Source organism: Palleronia sp. THAF1 (genome assembly GCF_009363795.1).
GTDB lineage: Bacteria > Pseudomonadota > Alphaproteobacteria > Rhodobacterales > Rhodobacteraceae > Palleronia.
Genome location: NZ_CP045420.1, coordinates 2,924,394 through 2,946,641, shown reverse-complemented (window position 1 = coordinate 2,946,641; position 22,248 = coordinate 2,924,394). Strand labels below are relative to the sequence as shown.

The 22,248-nt window shown below is 65.1% G+C and carries 23 protein-coding genes; 11 read left to right on the top strand and 12 right to left on the bottom strand.

The window, feature by feature from the left end:
* Positions 1-3: 3 nt before the first annotated feature.
* From recQ to FIU81_RS14750, 5 genes are all read right to left on the bottom strand, one after another.
* Positions 4-2,037: a DNA helicase RecQ gene (recQ, locus tag FIU81_RS14770; RefSeq protein ID WP_124110319.1), complete on the bottom strand. Its 2,034-nt coding sequence runs from the start codon at positions 2,035-2,037 to the stop codon at positions 4-6.
* 77 nt (positions 2,038-2,114) lie between these two features.
* The gene (gene moaB / locus FIU81_RS14765) at positions 2,115-2,657 is read right to left on the bottom strand and encodes a molybdenum cofactor biosynthesis protein B (RefSeq protein ID WP_124110320.1); all 543 of its coding nucleotides are present in this window, start codon (positions 2,655-2,657) and stop codon (positions 2,115-2,117) included.
* Positions 2,658-2,727: 70 nt separating this feature from the next.
* On the bottom strand, positions 2,728-3,552 hold the full coding sequence (gene yghU, locus FIU81_RS14760; RefSeq protein WP_124110321.1) for a glutathione-dependent disulfide-bond oxidoreductase: 825 nt from the start codon (positions 3,550-3,552) through the stop codon (positions 2,728-2,730).
* Between the two features lie 57 nt (positions 3,553-3,609).
* Positions 3,610-4,200, bottom strand: coding sequence for a metallophosphoesterase family protein (locus FIU81_RS14755; RefSeq protein WP_124110322.1), 591 nt, complete (start codon positions 4,198-4,200; stop codon positions 3,610-3,612).
* Positions 4,197-4,934 carry a uracil-DNA glycosylase gene (locus tag FIU81_RS14750; protein ID WP_124110768.1) on the bottom strand — a complete coding sequence of 246 codons (738 nt, stop codon included), beginning with the start codon at positions 4,932-4,934 and terminating at the stop codon, positions 4,197-4,199. The genes FIU81_RS14755 and FIU81_RS14750 overlap by 4 nt, the downstream gene beginning before the upstream one ends.
* A gap of 104 nt (positions 4,935-5,038) precedes the next feature.
* On the opposite strand from FIU81_RS14750, the gene FIU81_RS14745 reads away from it, so the two are divergent.
* On the top strand, positions 5,039-5,896 hold the full coding sequence (locus tag FIU81_RS14745; RefSeq protein ID WP_124110323.1) for a D-amino-acid transaminase: 858 nt from the start codon (positions 5,039-5,041) through the stop codon (positions 5,894-5,896).
* Here FIU81_RS14745 and FIU81_RS14740 read toward each other — a convergent pair whose 3' ends face one another.
* Entirely contained in the window at positions 5,897-6,271 is a 375-nt protein-coding gene (locus FIU81_RS14740) for a hypothetical protein (RefSeq protein WP_124110324.1), read from the bottom strand. It abuts the gene before it with no gap.
* A complete protein-coding gene (locus tag FIU81_RS14735; RefSeq protein WP_254695933.1) occupies positions 6,268-6,816 on the bottom strand; it encodes a TlpA family protein disulfide reductase in 549 nt (182 codons plus the stop codon). Before FIU81_RS14735 ends, FIU81_RS14740 begins: the two co-directional genes overlap by 4 nt.
* Between FIU81_RS14735 and argH the strand changes: the two genes are divergently transcribed.
* From argH to FIU81_RS14720, 4 genes are read left to right on the top strand one after another with little or no spacing between them, the layout of a single operon-like run.
* Positions 6,815-8,206 carry an argininosuccinate lyase gene (gene argH / locus FIU81_RS14730; protein WP_124110325.1) on the top strand — a complete coding sequence of 464 codons (1,392 nt, stop codon included), beginning with the start codon at positions 6,815-6,817 and terminating at the stop codon, positions 8,204-8,206. The genes FIU81_RS14735 and argH overlap by 2 nt on opposite strands.
* A complete protein-coding gene (locus FIU81_RS16810; RefSeq protein ID WP_172971491.1) occupies positions 8,206-8,364 on the top strand; it encodes a hypothetical protein in 159 nt (52 codons plus the stop codon). Before argH ends, FIU81_RS16810 begins: the two co-directional genes overlap by 1 nt.
* Positions 8,364-8,666: a DUF2834 domain-containing protein gene (locus FIU81_RS14725; RefSeq protein ID WP_124110326.1), complete on the top strand. Its 303-nt coding sequence runs from the start codon at positions 8,364-8,366 to the stop codon at positions 8,664-8,666. Before FIU81_RS16810 ends, FIU81_RS14725 begins: the two co-directional genes overlap by 1 nt.
* Positions 8,667-8,696: 30 nt before the next feature.
* On the top strand, positions 8,697-9,536 hold the full coding sequence (locus FIU81_RS14720; RefSeq protein ID WP_124110327.1) for an alpha/beta fold hydrolase: 840 nt from the start codon (positions 8,697-8,699) through the stop codon (positions 9,534-9,536).
* Here FIU81_RS14720 and FIU81_RS14715 read toward each other — a convergent pair.
* A complete protein-coding gene (locus tag FIU81_RS14715) occupies positions 9,499-9,960 on the bottom strand; it encodes an Lrp/AsnC family transcriptional regulator (protein ID WP_124110328.1) in 462 nt (153 codons plus the stop codon). The genes FIU81_RS14720 and FIU81_RS14715 overlap by 38 nt on opposite strands.
* A 138-nt stretch (positions 9,961-10,098) precedes the next feature.
* Here FIU81_RS14715 and ald point away from each other — a divergent pair, with 138 nt between their 5' ends.
* Positions 10,099-11,214, top strand: a complete 1,116-nt coding sequence (gene ald, locus FIU81_RS14710) for an alanine dehydrogenase (protein ID WP_124110329.1) — start codon at positions 10,099-10,101, stop codon at positions 11,212-11,214.
* Between the two features lie 126 nt (positions 11,215-11,340).
* On the opposite strand, the gene FIU81_RS14705 is transcribed toward ald, so the two are convergent.
* Positions 11,341-12,030 (bottom strand): glutathione S-transferase family protein, encoded by a 690-nt coding sequence (locus FIU81_RS14705; protein WP_124110330.1) that lies wholly within the window; start codon positions 12,028-12,030, stop codon positions 11,341-11,343.
* A 215-nt stretch (positions 12,031-12,245) separates the two neighbouring features.
* On the opposite strand from FIU81_RS14705, the gene mscL reads away from it, so the two are divergent.
* From mscL to smc, 5 genes are all read left to right on the top strand, one after another.
* Positions 12,246-12,677: a large conductance mechanosensitive channel protein MscL gene (gene mscL / locus FIU81_RS14700; protein WP_124110331.1), complete on the top strand. Its 432-nt coding sequence runs from the start codon at positions 12,246-12,248 to the stop codon at positions 12,675-12,677.
* A gap of 69 nt (positions 12,678-12,746) precedes the next feature.
* Positions 12,747-13,424, top strand: coding sequence for a PAQR family membrane homeostasis protein TrhA (trhA, locus tag FIU81_RS14695; RefSeq protein ID WP_124110332.1), 678 nt, complete (start codon positions 12,747-12,749; stop codon positions 13,422-13,424).
* Between the two features lie 92 nt (positions 13,425-13,516).
* Positions 13,517-13,789, top strand: coding sequence for a hypothetical protein (locus FIU81_RS14690; RefSeq protein ID WP_124110333.1), 273 nt, complete (start codon positions 13,517-13,519; stop codon positions 13,787-13,789).
* A 76-nt stretch (positions 13,790-13,865) separates the two neighbouring features.
* On the top strand, positions 13,866-14,042 hold the full coding sequence (locus FIU81_RS16805; RefSeq protein WP_172971490.1) for a hypothetical protein: 177 nt from the start codon (positions 13,866-13,868) through the stop codon (positions 14,040-14,042).
* Between the two features lie 120 nt (positions 14,043-14,162).
* Positions 14,163-17,615 (top strand): chromosome segregation protein SMC, encoded by a 3,453-nt coding sequence (smc, locus tag FIU81_RS14685; protein ID WP_124110334.1) that lies wholly within the window; start codon positions 14,163-14,165, stop codon positions 17,613-17,615.
* An 18-nt stretch (positions 17,616-17,633) separates the two neighbouring features.
* On the opposite strand, the gene mdoH is transcribed toward smc, so the two are convergent.
* From mdoH to FIU81_RS14670, 3 genes are read right to left on the bottom strand one after another with little or no spacing between them, the layout of a single operon-like run.
* A complete protein-coding gene (gene mdoH, locus FIU81_RS14680; protein WP_254695932.1) occupies positions 17,634-19,493 on the bottom strand; it encodes a glucans biosynthesis glucosyltransferase MdoH in 1,860 nt (619 codons plus the stop codon).
* On the bottom strand, positions 19,481-20,983 hold the full coding sequence (locus FIU81_RS14675) for a glucan biosynthesis protein (RefSeq protein ID WP_124110335.1): 1,503 nt from the start codon (positions 20,981-20,983) through the stop codon (positions 19,481-19,483). The genes mdoH and FIU81_RS14675 overlap by 13 nt, the downstream gene beginning before the upstream one ends.
* Positions 20,980-22,200: an OpgC family protein gene (locus FIU81_RS14670; protein WP_124110336.1), complete on the bottom strand. Its 1,221-nt coding sequence runs from the start codon at positions 22,198-22,200 to the stop codon at positions 20,980-20,982. Before FIU81_RS14670 ends, FIU81_RS14675 begins: the two co-directional genes overlap by 4 nt.
* Between the last annotated feature and the right edge of the window lie 48 nt (positions 22,201-22,248).

Here is a 22,248-nt window from a genome sequence, read left to right as displayed (position 1 = left end):
CGGTCAGGTGTCGCGGCAGATTTCGAGAAAGCGGTCTCCGAAGCGATCCAGCTTGGGTTGGTTCAGGCCCGGCGCGCGCGCCAGTTGATCCAGATCGGATGGACGGCGCTCGGCGATCCAGCGCAGGGTGCCGGCGGGGCAGGACATGGGCTTGCCGGTGCCGTCTTCGCCGCGTGCGAGGTCCCCCTGCGCTTCCATCAGACGGTCGTAGACGGTACCCGCGGCTTGGCCTGCCAGCTTGCGCCGGGCGGGGTGAGCCTCTTCCACCGCGCCGTTGATGACCTTCAGGAATGTCGCGCCGTAGTCGGCCAGCTTCTTCGCGCCGACCCCGGTGATCCCGGCCATGCCGTCCAGATCGGTGGGGCGGCGTTCGGCCATTTCGATCAGGGTCTTGTCGTTGAAGATGATGTAGGCGGGTACGTTCTGTGCTTCCGCGAGAGCGCGGCGCTGGGCCTTTAGCGCGGAAAGAAGCGGCGCGTCCTCTTCCGATACCAGCGTCTTGACGGCGGGGCGGTCACGGGCGGTCAGCGTGTCGCGACGAAGCTTGATTTGCGCCTCGCCCTTGAGGATCGGGCGGCAGCTTTCCATCAGCCGCAGCGCGCCGTGGCGCTCGGGATCGGGGCGAACAAGGTCGCGGCCCAGCATCTGGCGGTAGATCGCCTGCCATTGCTTGGCGGGAGTGGCCTGTCCAACGCCAAAGGTGGGCAGATCATCGTGGCTGCGTTGCTTGACCTTGTCGGTCGCGCGACCGGTCAGGATATCCACAAGGTGCCCTGTGCCGAAGTATTCGCCGGTGCGCAGGATGGCGGACAGGGCCATCTGCACGGCTTCGGTCCCGTCGAAGGTTTCGGGCGGTTTTTCGCATTGATCGCAGTTGCCACAAGGTTCGCTGTCTTCGCCGAAGTAGGCGAGGAGCTGGGTGCGACGGCAGCCCAGTGCCTCGGCCAGTCCCAGAAGCGCGTTCAGTCGGCCATGATCGGCGGCTTTGCGTTCGGGCGGTGCCGTGCCTTCGTCGATCTGGCTACGGCGCAGGCGGATGTCGTCGGGGCCGTAAAGGGTGAGGGTTTCGGCAGGGGCACCGTCCCGGCCGCCGCGCCCGATTTCCTGGTAATAGCTCTCGATCGACTTGGGCAGATCGGCGTGGGCGACCCAGCGGATATCCGGCTTGTCGACCCCCATGCCGAAGGCGACGGTAGCGCAGACGATCAGCCCATCTTCAACCGCGAAACGGTGTTCGACGGCGCGGCGTTGGTCGGCCTCCATCCCGCCGTGGTAGGCGGCGGCCATGTGACCCTGCTTGTTCAGCGCATCGGCAAGACCTTCGGTCTTGGCGCGGGTGCCACAGTAGACGATGCCGGACTGCCCCTTTCGCGCGGCGGCGAAGTTCAGGATCTGCTCGCGCGGCTTGTCCTTTGGCGTGAAGGCCAGATGGATGTTCGGACGGTCGAAGCCGTGCAAGAATAGGCGCGGCTCAATGCCGTCGAACAGACGGCGCACGATTTCCTCGCGCGTTTCGGCGTCGGCGGTGGCGGTGAAGGCGGCCAGGGGCACGTTCAGCGACCGGCGCAACGCGCCGATGCGCAGGTAATCGGGGCGGAAGTCGTGGCCCCACTGGCTGACGCAGTGCGCTTCGTCCACCGCGATCATGGAGATGTTGGCGCGGGACAGCATCCGTTCGGCAGAGCCGAGGCGTTCGGGGGCGAGGTAGAGGAGTTTCAGCGAGCCGTCGGCGATGGCCTCCCAGACGGCTTGCGTTTCCTCTTCGGTGTTCGCGCTGGTCAGGCAACCTGCGGCGACGCCCGCTTCTTGAAGGCCGCGCACCTGGTCGCGCATGAGGGCGATCAGGGGGGAGACCACGAGCGTCAGGCCATCGCGCAGGAGGGCGGGCAGTTGGAAGCACAGGGATTTTCCGCCGCCGGTGGGCATGATCGCCAGCACCGGCTCACCATCCGTGACGGCCTGCACGATGTCCGCCTGACCGGGGCGGAAGGCGTCGAATCCGAAGACTGAGGCGAGGATCGCCTGTGGGTCCTGCATGGTGCCCGTTTCTGTGCTGCTCTTGGTTGGCTACCGATCCCATATTGCGATTCGGTGAACAAGGCTTGGTTGGGGACTCACTTGCGACGGATGTGCTCGTCGAGCCTTGGCAGGATCTCGATGAAATTGCAGGGGCGGTGGCGGTAGTCGAGCTGCCATTTCAGGATTTCATCCCACGCGTCCTTGCAGGCGCCGGTGCTGCCGGGCAGGGCGAAGAGGTAGGTGCCGTTGCGCACACCACCGCAGGCGCGGGACTGGACGGCAGAGGTGCCGATCTTTGCCATCGAGACGTGGGTGAAGACGGTGCCGAAAGCGTCGATCTCTTTCTCGTAGACGTCACGGTGGGCTTCGACGGTGACGTCCCGGCCCGTCAGGCCAGTGCCGCCCGTGGTCAGGATCACGTCGATCTCACCCCCGTCGCACCAGTCGCGCAGTTGTTGGGCGATGCCGTCGCGTTCGTCGCGCAAAATCGCACGGGCCGCTAGGGTGTGGCCCGCATCGGTAAGGCGTTGGACGAGAGTGTCGCCGGAGCGGTCGTCATCGGCCTGCCGCGTGTCGCTGACCGTCAGAACGGCGATGCGGGCGGGGATGAAATCGCGGGTCTCGTCGATACGGCTCATGGGTGTGGGATCCTTTGCGCGGACGGGGGCGCTGCCCCCTAACCCCGAGGTATTTCTGGAACGATGAAGCCTAGAGGTTCAGCGCGTCGAAGTCAGAGGCGGCATGGCGTTCTTCCAACTTGCCCTCGCCCTTGAGGTTCACGATCTGGCCGCGTTTGACGGCGGGGCGGGCGGCGATTTCGTTGGCCCAGCGGATCACGTGGTCGTATTCGTGGACGCTCAGGAATTCGCCGGCGTCGTAGGCTTTGCCGAAGACCATGCGGCCGTACCACGGGAAGGTGGCGATGTCGGCGATGGTGTAGTCGTCGCCTGCAAGGAATTGGTGGTCGGCCAAGTGGCGGTCCAGCACGTCGAGCTGACGCTTGGTTTCCATGGCGAAGCGGTCGATGGGGTATTCGAACTTTTCGGGCGCGTAGGCGTAGAAGTGGCCGAAACCGCCGCCAAGGTAGGGTGCCGAGCCTTGCAGCCAGAAGAGCCACGACAGAAGCTCTGTGTGGTTGTTGCCCAGGAACGCGCCGTAGCGTTCCGCGAGGTGCATCAGGATCGCGGCCGACTCAAAAACGCGGACGGGCGTGTCACCGGTGTAGTCGAGCAGCGCGGGGATCTTGGAGTTGGGGTTCACCTCCACGAAACCAGAGCCGAACTGGCTGCCTTCCGTGATGTCGATCATCCAGGCATCGTATTCGGCATCAAAGCCTGCGGCGAGCAATTCCTCGAACAGGATCGTGACCTTTTGGCCGTTGGGCGTACCCATCGAGTGCAACTGGTAAAGGTGGTCGCCGCGCGGCAGGTCGGCGTCGTGGGTGGGGCCCGCGATGGGGCGGTTCTGACTGGCCCATTTGCCGCCCGACTCCTTGTCCCATGTCCAGACTTTCGGCGGTGTATAGGTGGTCATGGCGGCTCTCCTTCTGTGCTGATGAGGGAGGTAGGGCGTGAGGCGCGTTGCCAAGGGCTAGAGCGTGAACCAGCGCGACTGCGGGCCAAGGTTGCACCAATGCGTGTCGCCCAGCATGCCGCTTTCACCCCAGCAGTCGTGGATATGGCCGAAGAGGGCAAGCTGCGGGCGTAGGCGCAGCAGGGCGCTTTTGATGGCGGTCGATCCGATGTGGCCCAGAGTCGTGTGGTTGTCGCCCAAACCGATGGGAGGGGAGTGGGTGATCAGGATGTCGGCACCGTCGATCCGGTCTAGGCGCGCTTGGGCTTCGGCTTCCGCCAGGTCCCAGCTTTTCCACGGCAGCGAGGGCAGGGGCGGGATGCCGCCGCCAAGGCCTGCGATGCGCAGGCCGTTCCACTCACAAGTTTCGCCGTGTAGCACGGTCGCATTGGTCGCTTTGCGCAGGGCGGCTTCTGTCTCGTTGTTGCCGGGCACGCAGATCATGCGGTCGGCGATGGGGGAAAGGCGGGCCATGTAGGCGTCCAGTCCCTGATGCGCATTCGCGAAGTCGCCCGCGGCGATGACCAGATCGGCGGCACCGGCGGCAGAGACAAGCGCATCGGCGGCGGCTGTGTCGCAGTGCAGGTCCGAGACGGCGAGGATCTTCATAGCCGGGCCTTCAGGGACAGCAGGTCGGCCCATGCGTCGCGCTTGGCCTCGGGTGTTTTCAGCAAGGCGGCGGGGTGCAGCATGGGCAACGCTGGCTTGCCTGCCGCTTCGGTCCACTTGCCGCGCAGGCGCGAGATGGCGGCCCGGCCCAAGAGCAGCTCGGCCGGGGTGCTGCCCATGATGATCAGGACGTCGGGCGCGGCCAGTTCGATGTGGCGCAGCAGGAAGGGACGCATCATCGTCAGCTCATCGGGCGTCGCGGCGCGGTCGTGGGGCGTGCGCCACGGCAGAGCGCAGGTGGCGTAGAGGCCCCCGTCGCGCGACAGGTCGATGGCGGCGAACATACGGTCGAACAACTGCCCCGCGGGGCCGGTGAAGGGCTTGCCTTCACGGTCCTCATTGCGATCCGGGACTTCTCCGATCACCATGACGCGGGCAGAGGAGTCTCCATCCGAGAACACCAAGTTGCGCGCGCCTCTTCTGATTTCGAACCCCTGGAACGCGGCAAGGGCGGCTTTCAGGCCGTCCAGGTCCGTGGCGGCGTTGGCTGCCTTCTGCGCCTCTACCGACGGTTCCGGGGCGGCGACGGGCGTCGGGGCTTCGGCGGCTTTCGCCTTGGGTGCGGCAGCCGTCTCATAGCGGTTCACGGGCGCATCCAGAATCGCCTCGTCCGCGCCAAGGTCGATCTGCCAGTCCAGCGCGTCGAGCGCGGCGTGATATGAGTCGGCGTCCAGCATCACCGCGATCCTAGCCCCCCGCGCGTCCCGCGACCACGCCGATCTTGACCGGGCCGCGCGGGTGCCGCACACCGCCGAAGCACAACGCGAAAGGCCCGCCCATGTCCCGCACCGTCTATGTCAACGGCGACTTCCTGCCCGAAGAGGATGCCAAGGTCTCGGTTTTCGACCGGGGGTTCCTGTTCGCCGACGGCGTTTACGAGGTGACAAGCGTGCTGGGCGGCAAGATACTGGACTTCGAAGGTCACGCCGTGCGGTTGGAGCGCAGTCTGGGTGAATTGGACATGGGGATGCCCATGAGCCGTGACGAGCTGCTGGACATTCATCGGCGGCTCGTGACGGAGAACGAGATCGAGGATGGGCTGATCTATTTGCAGATCACGCGCGGCGCGGCGGATCGCGATTTCGCCTACCCGCCAGAGGGGACGCCGCAGACGGTGGTTCTGTTCACGCAGACCAAGCCCGGGCTGGCGGATGCGCCTATGGCGAAGGTGGGGCTGAAGGTCATCACCATACCCGACCTGCGGTGGGACCGGCGCGACATCAAGACAGTGCAGCTTTTGTACCCGTCCATGGGCAAGATGGCGGCAAAGGCAGCGGGCGCGGACGATGCGTGGATGATCGAGGACGACATGATCACCGAAGGCACGTCGAACAACGCCTATATCGTGAAGGACAACACGATCATCACGCGGCATCTGGGGCACGAGATCCTGCACGGGATCACCCGCGCCGCCGTTTTACGCTTCGCGGCAGAGGCGCAGATGAAGGTGGAAGAACGCTCGTTCTCGCTGGCAGAGGCGCAGGCGGCGGACGAGGCCTTCGTGACCTCGGCGTCCACCTTCGTGATGCCGGTGGTGCAAATTGACGGGCAGGCCGTGGGCGAAGGCACCCCCGGCCCGGTCGCGGCGCGCCTGCGCGAAATTTATCTGGACGAGAGCCGCAAGGCGGCGGTGTAGTCAGACGGCGTCGATGCTGGGCCGGGACGACGATAGGCGCTGGTGCCAGTCGGTCGCTTCGGTTTGCGACAACCTGAGGGGCACGGTGTCTCCGGGCACATGAACGGTCAGGCCGTCGGCCGACCGCTCGACGGCGACCGTATCAAGCCGCTGCACCATGCGCCCGTTGTGCCCGATCACGCCCATGCCCCAGTCGCTTTCCACCAGCGCCGCGCGACCGTCCTGGGACACGGCGCAGCGGATTACATCATCCCCCGGATGCGCGTCGGACCAGATCGCGCGGGCGGCGTCTTCGGTGCCGACGCGCCCGCGCCGCAGCCAGCGCACGCCGTAGAATACCGCCGATGCGGCCAGAAGCGGGGGGAGGTGGATCATCGAAGGGCTTCCAGTACGGCCCTGGCGTTTTCGTCCGCCCAGTCCGCGCCGCCGGTCAGGCGTGCGACTTCTTGGCCCTTCGCGTCGATCAGAACGGTGACAGGCAGGCCAAGGACGGCCATCTGGCGCGCGGCGGTTTGCGACGGGTCCAGTAGAATCGGCAGATCGGTGATGCTCTCTTCTTCGAAGAAGCGTTCGATGCCTTCGACCGAGTTCCGACCTGTCGCCAGCGTCACGACCTGCGCCAGCCCGTCCTGCTGGATCTGCTGCAACGCCGGCATTTCCTCGCGGCAGGGGGCGCACCACGTTGCCCAGAAGTTCAACACGACGGGTTGGCCCGCGTACTCGGCCAACGTCGTTTGCGTGCCGTCGGGGGCTTCCATCGTCAGGTCCGGTACCGACTTCGGTTCGGAATGGACGACCAGCTTGCGCATGTCGCCCGCCAGTTCGACACCCGAAAGGTCTGCGGCGTTTGCGCCCGTGACAAGCGCCAGATAAAGAGCGGCGGCAAGCAATTTCATGTCATCCTCCGAAAGGTCGTTCATGTCCGATTCCAAGAGCTCGAACGCCATGTGGGGCGGCCGCTTCGCCGGTGGCCCGGACGCGATCATGGAGGCGATCAACGCCTCGATCGGGTACGACCAGCGACTTGCGGCCCAGGACGTGCAGGGCTCTCGGGCCCATGCCGCGATGTTGGCGGCGCAGGGTATTATCACGGATAAGGATGCAGAGGCGATCCGGGAAGGCCTGTTGACGGTCTTGTCAGAGATCGAGGGCGGAAGGTTTCAGTTTTCGACAGCGCTGGAAGACATCCACATGAACGTGGAAGCGCGGTTGATCGAACTGATCGGCGACGCGGGGCGGCGGCTGCATACGGGCCGGTCGCGCAACGACCAAGTGGCGACCGACTTCCGGCTTTGGGTGCGTGACCAATGCGATGCGGCTTTGGACGGCATCGCAGCGCTGCAAAAGGCGTTGCTGGTGCAGGCAGAGGCTGGCGCGGATTGGGTGATGCCGGGCTTCACCCACCTGCAAACCGCGCAGCCGGTGACATGGGGGCATCACATGCTGGCCTATGTCGAGATGCTGGGCCGCGATGCGTCCCGTTTCGCCGATGCGCGCAAGCGGATGAACGAGTCGCCGCTGGGTGCTGCGGCGCTGGCGGGCACGTCGTTCCCGATCGACCGGGACGCGACGGCGGACGCGCTGGGCTTCGACCGGCCCATGGCGAACTCTCTGGATGCTGTGTCCGACCGGGACTTCGCGCTGGACTTCCTTGGCGCGTCCTCGATCCTCGCGATGCACCTGAGCCGCCTGAGCGAGGAACTGGTGATATGGTCCTCCGCGCAGTTCCGCTTTGTTACGCTGTCGGACCGTTTCTCGACCGGATCTTCGATCATGCCGCAGAAGAAGAACCCCGACGCGGCAGAGCTGATCCGCGCCAAGATCGGGCGCATCTTCGGGGCGCAATCGGCGCTTTTGATGGTCATGAAGGGGCTGCCGCTCGCCTATTCAAAGGACATGCAGGAAGACAAGGAACAGGTCTTCGACGCCGCCGACACGTTGATGTTATCGCTGGCGGCGATGACGGGGATGGTGTCGGACCTGACTGCGAACAAGGACGCCTTGCGCGCCGCCGCCGGGCATGGGTTCAGCACCGCAACCGACCTTGCCGACTGGCTGGTCCGAGAGGCTGGCTTGCCGTTCCGCGACGCCCACCATGTGACCGGATCGCTGGTGGCGCTGGCGGAATCCGAAGGCTGCGACCTGCCCGACCTGTCGCTGGAGCAGATGCAGGCGGCGCATTCGTCGATCACCGAGGACGTGTTCGCCGTCTTGGGCGTAGACAACTCGGTCGCGTCGCGCACATCCTACGGAGGAACCGCGCCCGACAACGTGCGCGCGCAGATCGCCCGTTGGAAGGAACGCTTGTGATGAAGCCGTTTGCTGTGATCCTTGTCCTGACGGTGGCCGCATGTGGTGCCGACGGCCAGCCCGAACCTGTCACGCCGGGCATCGAGACCACGGGCGATGGTGTGCGGATCGATGTATCCGGCACCGCGACCATCGGCGTTTCCGGCAGCTCACGCTGATGCGTTGGGTGTTCCTTGCACTGGCGGTCTGGGGCGCGGTGCATCCGATGTACTGGTTTATGACCTATCTGGGGCAGGGCAATTCCTTTGGTCAGATGATCGATGCGTGGTACGTGAACGCCTCGACCACCGGGCTGGTTTGGGACCTGACGATTGCGGCTATTGCCCTGACGGTCTGGGTGCTGTGGGAAGCCGCGCAGACCCGCGACTGGCTGCGGTTGATCGCGATCCCGGCGACGTTCTGCATCGGGGTGAGTTGCGGGCTGCCGCTGTATATCTTCCTGCGACTGCGCGCGCGCTGAACCGCCCGGCGGGCCGTGCGTTGGCTGGCTATGACAGATCGCCCCAAAGACAAAGCCGCGCTGGCGCAGCGCATTCGTGATACCGAGATGGACGGCGCGCCGGATCAGATGCGGGCGGCGTTCTCCCATCTGTTTGCGCCCTTGCCCGATGTACTGACTGAGACCATTGCCGGCGTGCCTTGCGGGATGTTTGGTGAAGGTCCTCCGATCCTGTGGCTGCATGGCGGCGGGTTGGTGCTGGGATCACCGGAGACCCATGCGCTGGCGGCTGGGTATGTGGCGCAAGCGACGGGTCGGCAGGTGATCGTGCCGGATTATCCCAAGGCGCCCGAGCATAAGTGGCCCGCCCAGCCCGATGCCGCGCAGGCGGTGCTGGAGGCACTGGGCTGCGTGCCCGTTGTGGGCGACTCGGTGGGTGGGCAGTTGGCGCTGATTATGTGGATGCGGCGGCCCGACCTGGTGCAGCGGCTGGTGCTGATGTCGCCCAACACCGACCGCACGGGACTGTCCGAGACGCGGAAGCGTGATGCTGATCTGATGAACGACCACGAGGGCGACGAGAGTTTCGCGCGGATGGCGCTGGGCGATTATGACCCGACGGACCCAGAGGTCTCGCCCGCCACGGCCGATCTGACCGGCCTGCCGCCGACGATGATTTTGGCCTGTGGGGCAGAGATATTGTTGGACGACTCGCTGATCTTCGCGCGCCGTGCGGCGCTTGCGGGTGCGGAGGTGGATCTGCGCGTCTGGCCGGGGCTGTGGCATCTGTTTCCGCTGTGGCCCGACCTGATCCCGGAAGGGCGCGCGGCACTGGATGCGGCAGCGCATTACATCACAGAGGTATCTCCGTCGTCTCCCGCACGCGCTTGAGGGCGAAACTCGATTCCATCTTCGCCACACCCGGCAGACGGGCAAGGTGGCGACGATGCAGGCGCGCGAAATCCTCGCTGTCGGCGACCACGACTTTCAGCAGGTAGTCCGCCGACCCGGCCATCAGGTGGCATTCCAGCACCTCGGGGATACGGAGCACGCTTGCCTCGAACGCGTCGAGCGTGTCGTCCGATTGGGCGGATAATGTGATCTCGACGAAGACGGTTACGCCTCGCGCCAAGGCGCGGCGGTTCAGCAATGCGGCGTAGCCTGCGATCAAGCCTTCGGATTCCAGGCGTGCAACACGGCGGTGGCAGGCAGAGGGGCTAAGGGCGACCTCTGCGCTGAGTTCGGCGTTCGACAGTCGCCCTTTGCGTTGTAGCACGCGTAGGATGCGTCGGTCTATTTCATCAATTGCGGATATGGCGGGCAGTCCTTCTGTTTTATGCGTGTGTTGCGCATGATCCTGCCGCTACCGCTGGAAATGGCAAGGCAGAACGCACTCCTCTTCCGGCCGAAGCGGATTAGACTCCTATGGAATGAAACCGCAGGAGACGGACCCATGAAGATCGGCTGCCCCACAGAGATAAAGGCGCAGGAGTTCCGCGTCGGACTGACCCCTATCGCCGCCGCCGAGGCGGTCGTTCACGGCCATGACGTCATGATTCAGGCGGGTGCCGGCGAAGGGGCCGGCTATACGGATGCCGACTACGAGGCTGCGGGCGCGCGGATCGTGCCGGATGCGAAGGATATTTTCGACGCCGCCGAGCTGATCGTGAAGGTCAAGGAACCGCAGGCGTCAGAGCGTGCGATGCTGTCCGAAGGGCAGGTGCTGTTCACCTACCTGCACCTTGCGCCCGATCGCGCCCAGACCGACGATCTGCTGGCCAGTGGTGCCACCTGCATCGCCTACGAGACGGTGACGGATGGGCGCGGCGGTCTGCCGTTGCTGGCCCCGATGTCCGAGGTGGCCGGTCGCCTTGCGCCGCAAATGGGCGCTTATACGCTGCAGAAGGCGAACGGCGGGCGTGGTGTGCTGATGGGCGGCGTGCCGGGGGTCGAGCCTGCGCGCGTCGTGGTGATCGGCGGCGGTGTCGTCGGGACCAATGCGGCGCGGGTGGCTGCGGGGATGGGTGCGGACGTCACCGTTCTGGACCGTTCGCTGCCGCGCTTGCGGGCGCTGGACGACATGTTCGGGCAACGGTTCAAAACGGGCTATGCGTCCAAGACCTTCACTGCCGAATTGGTGGCAGAGGCCGACATGGTGATCGGCGCGGTGCTGGTGCCGGGGGCCGAAGCGCCCAAGCTGATCAGCCGCGCGCAACTGGCGGACATGCAGACCGGCGCAGTGCTGGTGGATGTGGCCATCGACCAAGGGGGATGCTTCGAGACCTCGAAGGCCACGACGCATCAGGACCCGACGTTCGAGATCGACGGCATCATGCACTACTGCGTCGCCAATATGCCGGGTGCGGTGCCGCGCACATCGACGCAAGCGCTGTCGAACGCGACGATGCCATTCATGCTGGCACTGGCCGACAAGGGCTGGAAGCAGGCGTGCCGGGACGACGCGAACCTTGCCGAAGGGTTGAACGTGCATGCGGGGCAGCTGACGAACGAGCCCGTCGGGCAGGCGCAGAAGCGCGACGCGGTGCCTGTTTCTAAAGTGTTGGCATAAATTGCAAATTCTGCCGTTAACATCTTTTTTTCGTAGCTGGAGATTTCAGCTACGAAAAAAAGTCATTGCCAAGACGTTAACCGCGCCATCATCGCTTCCGAAATGTAACAGCTTTCTGCCGCGACCCTAGCCCTTCGGATCGGGGATGGACTTGCCCTTCTGCACGGCAGGACGCTCGTAGAAACGGCGCACGTAGTCCACGGCATTGGTGTGGTCGTCCCAGCCGACCAGTTCCTGCCCCTCGTAGAACGCCAAGGCGTTCAGCCACGGAGCGATGGCGATATCGGCGATCGAGTAGTCGCCCGCGACCCACGCGCGCCTCTCTAGCTGACGGTCGATCACGCCCAGCAGGCGCTTGGCTTCTTCGGTGTAGCGTTCCTTGCCGTAAGGCACGTCTTCTTTCGCCAGCTTCACGAAATGGCCGAACTGTCCGAACATCGGACCCAGCCCGCCGACCTGCCACGACAGCCACTTCTGCACCTCCCACCGCGCAGCGCCGGTGCCGCCCAGCTTGCCTGTCTTTTCGGCAAGGTAGGTCAGGATCGTGTGGCTCTCCCATAGGCCGATGGGGCCGTCCGGCCCGTTGGGGTCGATCATCGCGGGGATCTTGTTGTTGGGGTTCAGAGACAGGAACTCCGGCGATTTGACGTATTCGTCGCCAAGTTTCACCAGATGCGCCTCGTACGGTAGGCCGACCTCTTCCAGCATGATCGAGGCCTTCACGCCGTTGGGCGTTGGGAAAGAATAGAGTTGAATCACCGATGGGTCCTCGGCGGGCCATTTGCGGGTGATTGGAAAGGCGCTCAGGTCGGTCATGAAAATGGTCCTTTTGGTCGGTGTCGCTTGCGATCTAGTGCTTTGCCCTCACCGCAAAACTTGCGAACACGCACAGGCGCACCAACTTCGGCAAACCAAGTGCGTCAGCGCATACGCGCTTTCCCCTGCGTAAAAAGGCTTCCCCGGCCTTGCGGCTAAGCCTATAGGGCGATCGCGGCGAACAGTCGCAGACGTAAAAAGAAGGGGACAGCTTCATGCTTCAGGAATTCAAGGACTTCATTGCCAAGGGCAATGTCATGGATCTCGCCGTCGGGATCATCATCGGTGCCGCGTTCACCGCCATCGTTACCAGCCTTGTCACGGACCTGATCAATCCGATCATCGGCCTGATCTTGGGCGGGATCGATTTCACGTCGATGTATATCGTGTTGGCAGGTGAAGTGCCGCAGGGCATCGGTCTGGATGCCGCGCGCGAAGCCGGTGCAGCGATCTTCGCCTATGGTGCGTTCGTCACCGCGATCATCAATTTCCTGATCATCGCCTTCGTTGTCTTCATGCTGGTGAAGTTCGTGAACCGTCTCAAGGCTGTCGCAGAAAAGCCCGACGATGTCGCCCCAGAGGTCAAGACCGGCCCGTCCGAGTTGGATGTGCTGATCGAGATTCGCGACCGCCTGTCCAACTCCTGACGCGGGTTTGACCGACGCACGCTGCGTCAGGTCTTCCCCGCCAAGCGCTTCGGGGCCAGGTTATGCTGTATGGCCCCGATCACCGCACCCACCCTTCACCCCCGCGTCCGCGCAGAACGGCTGTCCGATGCCGTCGTACACGTGTTGGGTCTGTCGCTGGCCGCAATCGCGGTGCCGGTGCTGGTCTGGATGGCTGTGACGTGGCGGGGCGATGCTGGCACCGTTGCGGCCGTATCGGTCTACTGTGCGACGCTTCTGGCGATGCTGGGATGTTCCGCGCTGTACAACATGTCGGCCGAGGGTCGGTTTACCCCGCTGTTCAAGCGGCTGGATCACTCGGCCATCTACCTTAAGATCGCTGGCAGTTTCACGCCGCTTGTCGCGCTGACGGGATCGGCGGGGGTGGGCTTTCTGGCGGGGCTTTGGGCCGTGGCGCTGGGCGGCACGTCGCTGAAGATGATCGCACCAGATCGCCTGCGCTGGTTGGGTTTGGCGCTGTATCTGGGGCTGGCTTGGGTCGGCGTCTATTTCGGCCGAGAGATCCTGGCAGACGTGGACCGCCCCGTCGCTATCCTGATCGCGGTGGCCGGTGTGCTTTACACCTTGGGCGTGCCGATCTTCCTGGCAAAGCGCCTGCCGTTCCAGACGGCGATCTGGCACGCCATCGTGCTGATCGCGACCGGGATCCTCTTCACCGCCGTTTGCCTTGAAGTGACCCGCGATCTTAGCGGCTTAACGCTTCTTTAAGGGTGTCCGGGTATACGTGTCGTATGCCGTTTGTACCTCTTCTACTGATCTTTGTGCTCATCCTCGCAGGGTGCGATTCGCCAAGTCTCTCGATGCGCAACGTTCCAGCGCAGCGTGTCGAGATCGGGGCTATGGCGTTTCAGGTCCGCATAAAGGGGGACACCGCGCAGGCCATTCGCGTGTCGCGCAATTGGCTTCCGAAGAAGCGCGCCGTTTTCGACGCCGCTACCATGGCCGTGGAGCGCGTGGCCGGGTGCCCCGTGCGTAGTGTCGATGGCGATCAGGCGATCGTGCTCGCCCGCCTGCGCTGCAAGGATGCGCCCCCGCCGGTGCCGACGGCTGTGATCGTGCTCGATCCGCACTGACCCTGTGTGCGCATGCGTCGCGCAACCGGTTCGTCTGCGACGCGTTTCCCGATGCACCCAATCGAAGGACACGGGCATGAGCAAAGAACGCAACGACGCCAAGAAGGGCTTCGGCATCAGCGAAGCTGAAGACAAGGGCAAGGGCCAGACCAAGTACGACAAACCCTCGAAGCCTGAGGATGATGTCGCCATCGACGAACGGCGCGACAAGCCGATCCGGGGGCCGGAACCCTACGATGGCGATAGAGACTAGGCTGCAAGGCAATATCTTGGGGATAACCCGCCCATACAGACCCGATCTGGTGCGTCAGCGTTGACAGGCTGACGCACACGCCTGATCCTGTTGCCCAACTGGCAATCGGGACTTTCCCTCATGCAATTCACACGACTGCGCCTGAACGGCTTCAAGTCTTTCGTCGATCCGACCGATCTGGTGATCGCTGACGGTTTGACGGGCGTGGTCGGCCCGAATGGTTGCGGCAAGTCCAACCTTCTGGAAGCTCTGCGTTGGGTCATGGGTGAAAATCGACCGACCGCGATGCGCGGCGGCGGTATGGAGGATGTGATCTTCGCGGGCACCTCCTCTCGTCCCGCGCGCAACTTCGCCGAAGTCAGCCTTGTGATCGACAACGCCGACCGTCTGGCCCCCGCGACTTTCAACGACGCCGACCAGATCGACATCGTGCGCCGCATCACCCGCGACGCGGGTAGCGCGTACAAGGCGCAAGGTCGCGACGTGCGCGCCCGCGATGTGCAGATGCTGTTTGCCGACGCCTCGACCGGCGCGCATTCCCCGGCGCTGGTGCGGCAGGGCCAGATCAGTGAGTTGATTCACGCCAAGCCGAAGAACCGCCGCCGCATTCTAGAGGAAGCTGCGGGTATTTCCGGCCTGTATCAGCGGCGGCACGAGGCCGAGTTGAAGCTGAAGGGCGCAGAGGCGAACCTTGCGCGGCTGGACGACACTATCGACGCGCTCGCCGCTCAGCTTCAGCAGCTCGCCCGGCAAGCCAAGCAGGCCGCGCGCTATCGCCAGATCGGGGATCGGCTGCGCCGGGCAGAGGGTCTGTTGTTGTATCGCCGCTGGCGTGAGGCTGAAGAAGCTCGTGGTGCAGCCGATGCGACCTTGCGCGACCGTGCAACTGCCGCTGCAACGGCCGAGCGCGCAGCGCTGGAAGCGGCCCGATTGCGCGAAGAGGCTGACGGCGCGATGCCTGCCTTGCGCGAGGAAGACGCCGTCGCCGCCGCGCTGGTGCAGCGGCTAGAGGTCGAAGCCGCGACGCTGGCAGATCGCGCGAAGCAGGCCGAAGATCTGATCGCCCGACTGTCCGGTCGCCTGCGCCAGCTGGACCGCGATGCCGAGCGTGAAGCCGCTTTGAACGCCGATGCCGACCAGTCCATCGCCGCGCTGGAAGACGAAGCCACTCGCCTGCGCGCTGATGAGGACGGGTATGACGATGATCTGACTGGGGCTGCCGCTGCGGCAGATGAGGCCGCGCGAATCCTGGGTGAACGGGAAGGGGCCTTGGCAGCGCTGACCGAAGATGTTGCCCGGCTTGCCGCCCGCCACCAGTCCGCCCAGCGCCTTTTGGACGACAGCCGGGCGGCGGTTGAGCGTAGCGCTCAGGCGGAAAGTCGGGCCAAGGAAACGGTCGCGCAGGCGGAAGCCGCATTGGCCGATGCCGAAAGCCGCGCCACCAAGGCGGGTGCCGAGCAGGACGCCGCCCGTGCGTTGGCCGACAGGGCCGAGGCCGCGCTGGATGCTGCCGATGCTGCCCGCGCGCGCATCCAGTCCGAGGAAGCAGAGGCCCGTGCCGCACGGTCCGAGGCGACGGGCGCGCTGGGCACCCTGCGTGCGGAACATCAGGCGCTGTCCCGCCTAGTCGCGCGGGATGCGGAGGGTGGGGAAAGCCTGATGGACCGACTGCGCGTCGATACGGGGTTCGAGGCGGCGATCGGTGCCGCTTTGGCCGACGATCTGCGCGCGCCGCTTGTGACGGAGGGGACCGGCTGGGTCACGCTGGACGTCTACGACGACGCGCCGACCCTGCCTGCGGGGGCGACTCCGCTGGCCGATGCGGTGGACGCTCCGCCCGCCCTGTCCCGTCGCTTGGCTTTGATCGGCGTCGTGAATGCCGCCGCCGGTGATGCGATGCAGGCGGGGTTGCCTCCGGGGCAGCGGCTGGTCTCGACCGAGGGGCATCTGTGGCGCTGGGACGGCTACCGCGCCCGCCCAGAAGACGCGCCAAGCCAAGCGGCATTGCGCCTGCAACAGCGCAACCGGCTGAACGCGCTGACCACTGATCTGGAGGCTTTGGAGGCGCAGGCCGATGCCGCAACCAAGCGCCACGCGGCCGTCGAGGCGCGCGCCGCCGAACTGGCTCGGGCCGATGCCGATGCGCGCACCGCCCGACGTGAGGCCGACGCGCGCGTCACCGAACTCAGCCGCGCGCTGTCGCGGGCCGAGGCGGATCGCGATCTTGCGACGGGGCGGCTGGAGACCGCGCGCGAGGCCGTTGCGCGCCACGCCGAGGATGCGCGCAGCGCGGCGAAACGGTTTTCCGAGGCCGAAGCTGGTATGGCTGGTCTTGCCGATCTGGAGGGGCTGCGCACACGTGTGGCGGATGTGAAACTGACCGTCGAAGCCGCGCGGATGACGACGATGGCCAAGCGTGCAGCGCATGATGAATTGCGTCGCGAGGGTGCGGCGCGCACGAAGCGACTGGCGGAGATCGAGAAGGACGTGGCCTCTTGGCGGGCGCGCCTGTCCAGTGCCGGTGGGCGCTTGGGAGAGATCGCATCCCGGCGCGATCGAACGGCGACCGAGCTGTCGCGCGCCGAAGCTGCGCCTGCTGAAATCGCCGCGCAACAGGGCAAGCTGACGAGCGGCCTGCAGGATGCGCAGGCGCGCCGTGGGGCCGCGAAGGCCGCGCTTGAAGCAGGTGAAACCGCATTGCGCGAAGCGACACTGTCCGAGCGAACGGCAGAGCGTGCCGCTGGTGAAGCGCGCGAATCGCGCGCCGCAGCCGAGGCGCAGGCGGACGCTACCCGTGCCGCCGTAACCGCTGCGGCAGAGCGCATCCGCGAGGATCTGGATCAGGCGCCCGAGACTTTGTTGGAACAGCTGGCCGTTTCCGACCCCGACGCTTTGCCCCCCGCGCGCGAGATCGAAGACGAGATCGCGACCCTGCGTCGCCAGCGCGATGCTTTGGGCGCTGTAAACCTGCGCGCTGAAGAGGATGCCAAAGAGGTCGAGGCCGAGCATACCGGTCTGGTCACCGAGAATGCCGATCTGGAAGCGGCCATCGCCGAGTTGCGCAAGGGCATCGCCGGGCTGAACAGAGAGGGGCGCGAACGGCTGCTGACCGCGTTCGAGGAGGTGAACGCCAGCTTCGGCACGCTGTTCAAGACGCTGTTCGGCGGGGGGGATGCGCGGCTGGAACTGATCGAGTCGGACGATCCGCTGGATGCTGGTCTTGAAATCCTGTGTCAGCCGCCGGGCAAGAAGCTATCCACCCTGTCATTGCTGTCGGGCGGTGAGCAGACGTTGACCGCCATGGCGCTGATCTTCGCTGTATTCCTCGCCAATCCCGCGCCGATCTGCGTGCTGGACGAGGTGGACGCGCCCTTGGACGATGCGAACGTCACGCGTTTCTGTGACCTGCTGGACGAGATGACGCGCCAGACCGACACGCGGTTCCTGATCATCACGCACCATGCGGTAACGATGGCGCGGATGGACCGGCTGTTCGGCGTCACGATGGGCGAACAGGGTGTCAGCCAGTTGGTCAGCGTGGACCTGAAGAACGCCGAGGCGATGGTCGCCTGACGGAAGACTGCGGTGCGCTTACTCTGCTGCGATCTTGGTGTCGTCCAGATAGTGCCGGAACGCCTGACGGTGATGAAGCGCGCTTCGGATGATCTCGGGCGCGTTGAACTGGTCCTCTGTTCCCAGCAGGCCGCCAAGACCGACGCGGTGCAGGTCCAGCCCGCTGAGACGTGATAGCGGGACAGCCATCAGCAGCGAAAAGACGACAGGCGACAGCCACCACGACACCAGCCCCAGGAACATCCCTGCGGTCAGTAAAAGGCCCAGCGCCGTTTCGACCGCGTGGAACTTGAGGATGGCGGTCCAGCCGAGACGCGTGCCGTTGCGCACCTGTGGCTTCCAGCCAGAGCCTTGCCCGAAGGCTGCGCGCAGGACCGATTGGGTTTGCTGCACCATCATGATCGGCGCGAAGAGGACCGAGCCGACAATCTCTGTAGCCAGCGACGCGACGAAGCGCAGCGGCCCGCCGAGGTCGGCATAGCGACGCCCGAAGCGGCGCACCGATAGGGCGGCCATCGCTTTTGGGGCAAGCAGCATCGCGTACATGAAGATCAGGAAGGCCGCGTTGCCTTCGTTGTTCATGCGCGGCCATGTCACCTGTGGGTTCTCGCCTGAGAAGTAGGACACGACGGAGCCGTTGCTGCCCTCGCCCAGTAGCGCCCAGATCAGTAGAAGGCCGAACCACGCCAGTGACAACAGGTAGGCCATGGCACCCTGGAACAGGTGGAAGCGTGAGACGCTGGCGAAGCCCTTGGCGCCCAGCAGGCGCAGGTGTTGCAGGTTGCCCCGACACCAGCGGCGATCACGGATGATGTAGTCGATGAGCGTCGGCGGCACTTCTTCGTAGCTTTCGGCGATGCGCGGCAGGAAGCGCACAGACCAACCGGCCCGGCGCAACAGGCCGGCCTCGACGAAATCGTGGCTGAGGATCAGGCCCCCGCCCGGTCCGGCAGGCAGGCCCGCGCAGGCAGCGAAGGCGGGTACGCGGATGATGGCGTTGTGGCCCCAATAGTTGCCCTCTCTATCCGTCCAGGCGGCCAGCCCCTCTGCCAACGGCATGCCGTAGACAGCGGATGCGAACTGTTGCATCCGCGCGAAGAGGGTTTTCGCGCCATAGAGACGCGGGAAGGACTGGATCAGCCCGGCGTTCGGGTCGCCCGCAAGCGCGTCGGTGAGATCGACGATGGCGTTCGCGCCCATCAGGCTGTCGGCATCCAGCACGATCATCGCATCGTGCCGTCCGCCCCAACGGCTGACCCAATCGGACAGGTTGCCGACCTTGGCGTCGGTATTTTCGGCACGCCTCCGGTAATGCACCGGGATCGGGGCGCTGTCATCCATGGCGGCGAAGGCGCGCAACTCGGCCTCTGCCAGCACCGGGTCACGCGTGTCGCTTAGAAAATACAGCGTAAAGGCATGGTGAGACGGCGCGGCAGCCAAGGCGTCGAGCATCGCCCGCGCGTTGCCGAACACGTCTGCTGCATCCTCTTGGTGGATCGGCACGACAAGCGCGACCGTCAACGGCGCGTTGTCAGACGCTGCGATTTGCTCGGCGCGGCGGGAGAGCAAGCCGGTCGTCACCGTCGCCAGCGAAAGGGCGATCCAGAAAAACGTGAGACCCGTCAGACCAATCAGCGCCGTTTCCAGCCAGATCAGGCCATCGGCGGCGGCCCAGTGGGCGAAGGCGAGCAAGAGCGCTGCGGTGGTCAGGATCGCGGGCGCGAAGGTCAGCCAACGCATGCCGCGTGGACGCGATAGCGGCGCAGTGCTACCGCCGTCTCCAGTGAAGCCGGTCGCCAGCGACTGACGCGGATGCGGCAGGGGCGCTTCGGGCGGCATGCGGCTGCCGGTTGCATCAAGGCGTATCAGGTCGTCCATCGGTAAAGCCAAACTTCGGTAACGGGTGTGCCATCGCGCAGGATTTGGGCGCGGAATTCGCGCGCCGTGCCTTCGGCAGGGTCGAAGGCGAAACTGAGCCGCACGCCACCGGTTCCGGGATGCCGTTCCAAGCGGGGACCGGTAAGCGAGCCTTCGCTTGCCCCGACGAAAGGCGTCAGCGCATCAAGATCGCCGTCCAGCGCAGGGTGCGCCGCGAAGTCGATGGCGAAAACGCGGTCCGTCTGCTCAAAGCCCAAACCCTGTCGGGTCTCTGTGACCTGCGCCACGTCGCCGGGGTTCGGGGCGGCGTCGGTCCAATGCAGGCGGTAGGCAATGTTATGGCGTTGGCCGGGCTGCAGTGCGGTGCGGGGGCGCCATGCGGCAACGATGTTGTCGTAGATTTCGCGATCCGCCGGGATCTCGACAAGCTCGACCGCGCCTTGGCCCCAGTTCTCCAGAGGTTCGATCCATAGAGAGGGGCGGCGGTGGTAGTCCGCCTCGAAGTCCGAAAAATCACCCACGGCGCGGGACCGCTGCATCAGGCCGAAGCCCTTGGGGCCGTTGTCTGAGAAGCTGGAGATCTGCAGAGTTGAAGGGTTCGCCAAGGGCCGCCACAGACGCTCTCCGGCACCGTTCCACATGGACAGCCCGTCGCTGTCGTGCACGGCGGGGCGGAAATCGTCGAAGCGATTGCGGTTGGTGGCGTCGAACAGGAACATGGATGTCATGGGCGCGATGCCGACCCGTTCCAGTTCTACGCGCGGAAACAGGGTGGCAGTCACATCCATCACCGTGCTGTCGCCGGGGTCGATGACGAAGGTGTAGGCCCCTGCCACGGACGGGCTGTCGAGCAGGGCGTGCACCGTGATGCGCGTGTCTCCGGGGGCTGGGGATTCCAGCCAGAAACGTCGAAACTCCGGGAATTCCTCGCCGCCAGGCGATCCGGTGCCAAGGGCAAGGCCTCGGGCGGAGAGGCCATAGACCTGACCTCGACCGATGGCGCGCAGATAGCTGGCGCCTTGGAAAACGCAGAACTCCTGGAAGATGTCCGGCGTTTCCAGACCCGTGCGCAGGCGGAAGCCAGAGAAGCCAAGCGACGGATCGGGGCCAAGGTCCGGGAATTGGTCGCTGCGGTCGAAATCCGACAGGGTGAACGGGTGTTGGCGGGCCATGCCGTCTTCGACCAGATCGATGCGCACCGGGGTCGGGAAATAGAGGCCGGGCGCAAAGAAATCGACGCGGTAAGGGCTTTCGGTGTCTTGCCACAGCGCGCGGTCGTGGCGGAACCAGATCGACCGGTATTGATCGTAGTCCAAGTCCAGCCATTCTTGCGGAACCTTCGCAGGCTCTTCCCGATCGCGTCCGGACAGGGACCTCGCAAGGTCGATCACGGTTTGTGGGGTGAACGGTTCGCCCTCATGCTCGGTGGCGAATGTGGGGCGCGCGAGGGCCGCGGCGGAGAGGGCCATCAGAGTGCGTCTGTCGATCATGGGCGGGGGGCCTTCCATGGTTGTCCTTTGATCCAGCCGACGCCGTAGGCCAGCGCGATCATCAGCGCGAAGCCGATGGCGTTGGCCAGCGCCACGGTGCCGAAGTCGCGGCCCACTTGATCCAGTCCGAAACCGGTCACGCGCGCCCAGAACATCGAGAACAGGAACACGGCGAGCGATTGCTGACCGACCTTGGTGACGACGGCGACGAAGCGGCGCCATGCGACCGGCAAATCGGGGCCATTCAGCGCGCGACCGCCCGGACCGGCGATGACCCAGGCAAGGTAGGCGAGCGCCAGGAAATGCAGGTAGCGCAGGATGCCGAAGTTTGATTTCGACACCCACAGGGGGTTGTCGCCGCGCCAGTCGCGCGCCCAGGTCTGGCCCGCTTCTCGGATCGCCACGTCGGACATGAGGGCGAAGGCCACCACAATCGCTGCGGCGACCAGCACCAGCCACGTTCGTACCGGCGGGGTTGGCAGCCAACCGCGCATGAGCGCGAAGCCAGTGAAGAAGATCAACTGCCATGCGAAGGGATTGAAGAACCAGCGACGGTCGGACCACGGCTCTGCCGGTAGGCCAAGGCCGCCCCAGCTCCACAGTTGGGATTGCGCAAGCAGCCACAGCACGACGACGAAACCGCCAGCGGCGGCAGGGTGCAGCCGGGCGAGCGCCATGACGATCGGGAGCATCAGCAGGATCGCCAGATACATCGGCAGGATGTCGAAGTAGTTGGGCACGTAGGTCAGTGTCATCAAGCCAACGAGCAGCGGGCCGGGATCGTCCTGAAAGAATTTCCACAGGTTCAGCGTGCCGATGTAGACGGTGTCGAAAGCGCCGGTCTGGTCGAGCGCGGCAAGGAACGTGGCGCAGGCGAGGAAGAGGCCGAGATGCGCCCAGTAGATTTGCCACACGCGGTGGCCGACGCGGACTGTTCCTAGGCGCCAGCCTGCCCGGTCGAAGACTGCGCCGAAGGCTATGGCTGAGGCCATGCCAGAGCAGAACACGAAGATCTCTGTCGCGTCCGAAAAGCCGAAGCGCGCGGGAATCCAGCTGTTGAAGACGTTGCCGGGCGTGTGGGCGATGAAGATGAAGAACATCGCCATGCCTCGGTAGAAGTCGAGGCGCGGGTCGCGGATACGTACGCCGCCGGTCGCTGCGCGAGGATGCGGCGCTGCGGCAATGGGGCGGGGTGGCTGGTCGGCTGTAATGGTCATGCTATCGGAATAACTGCTCTGCGATATGAGAATCGCAAGCTTGCCCTG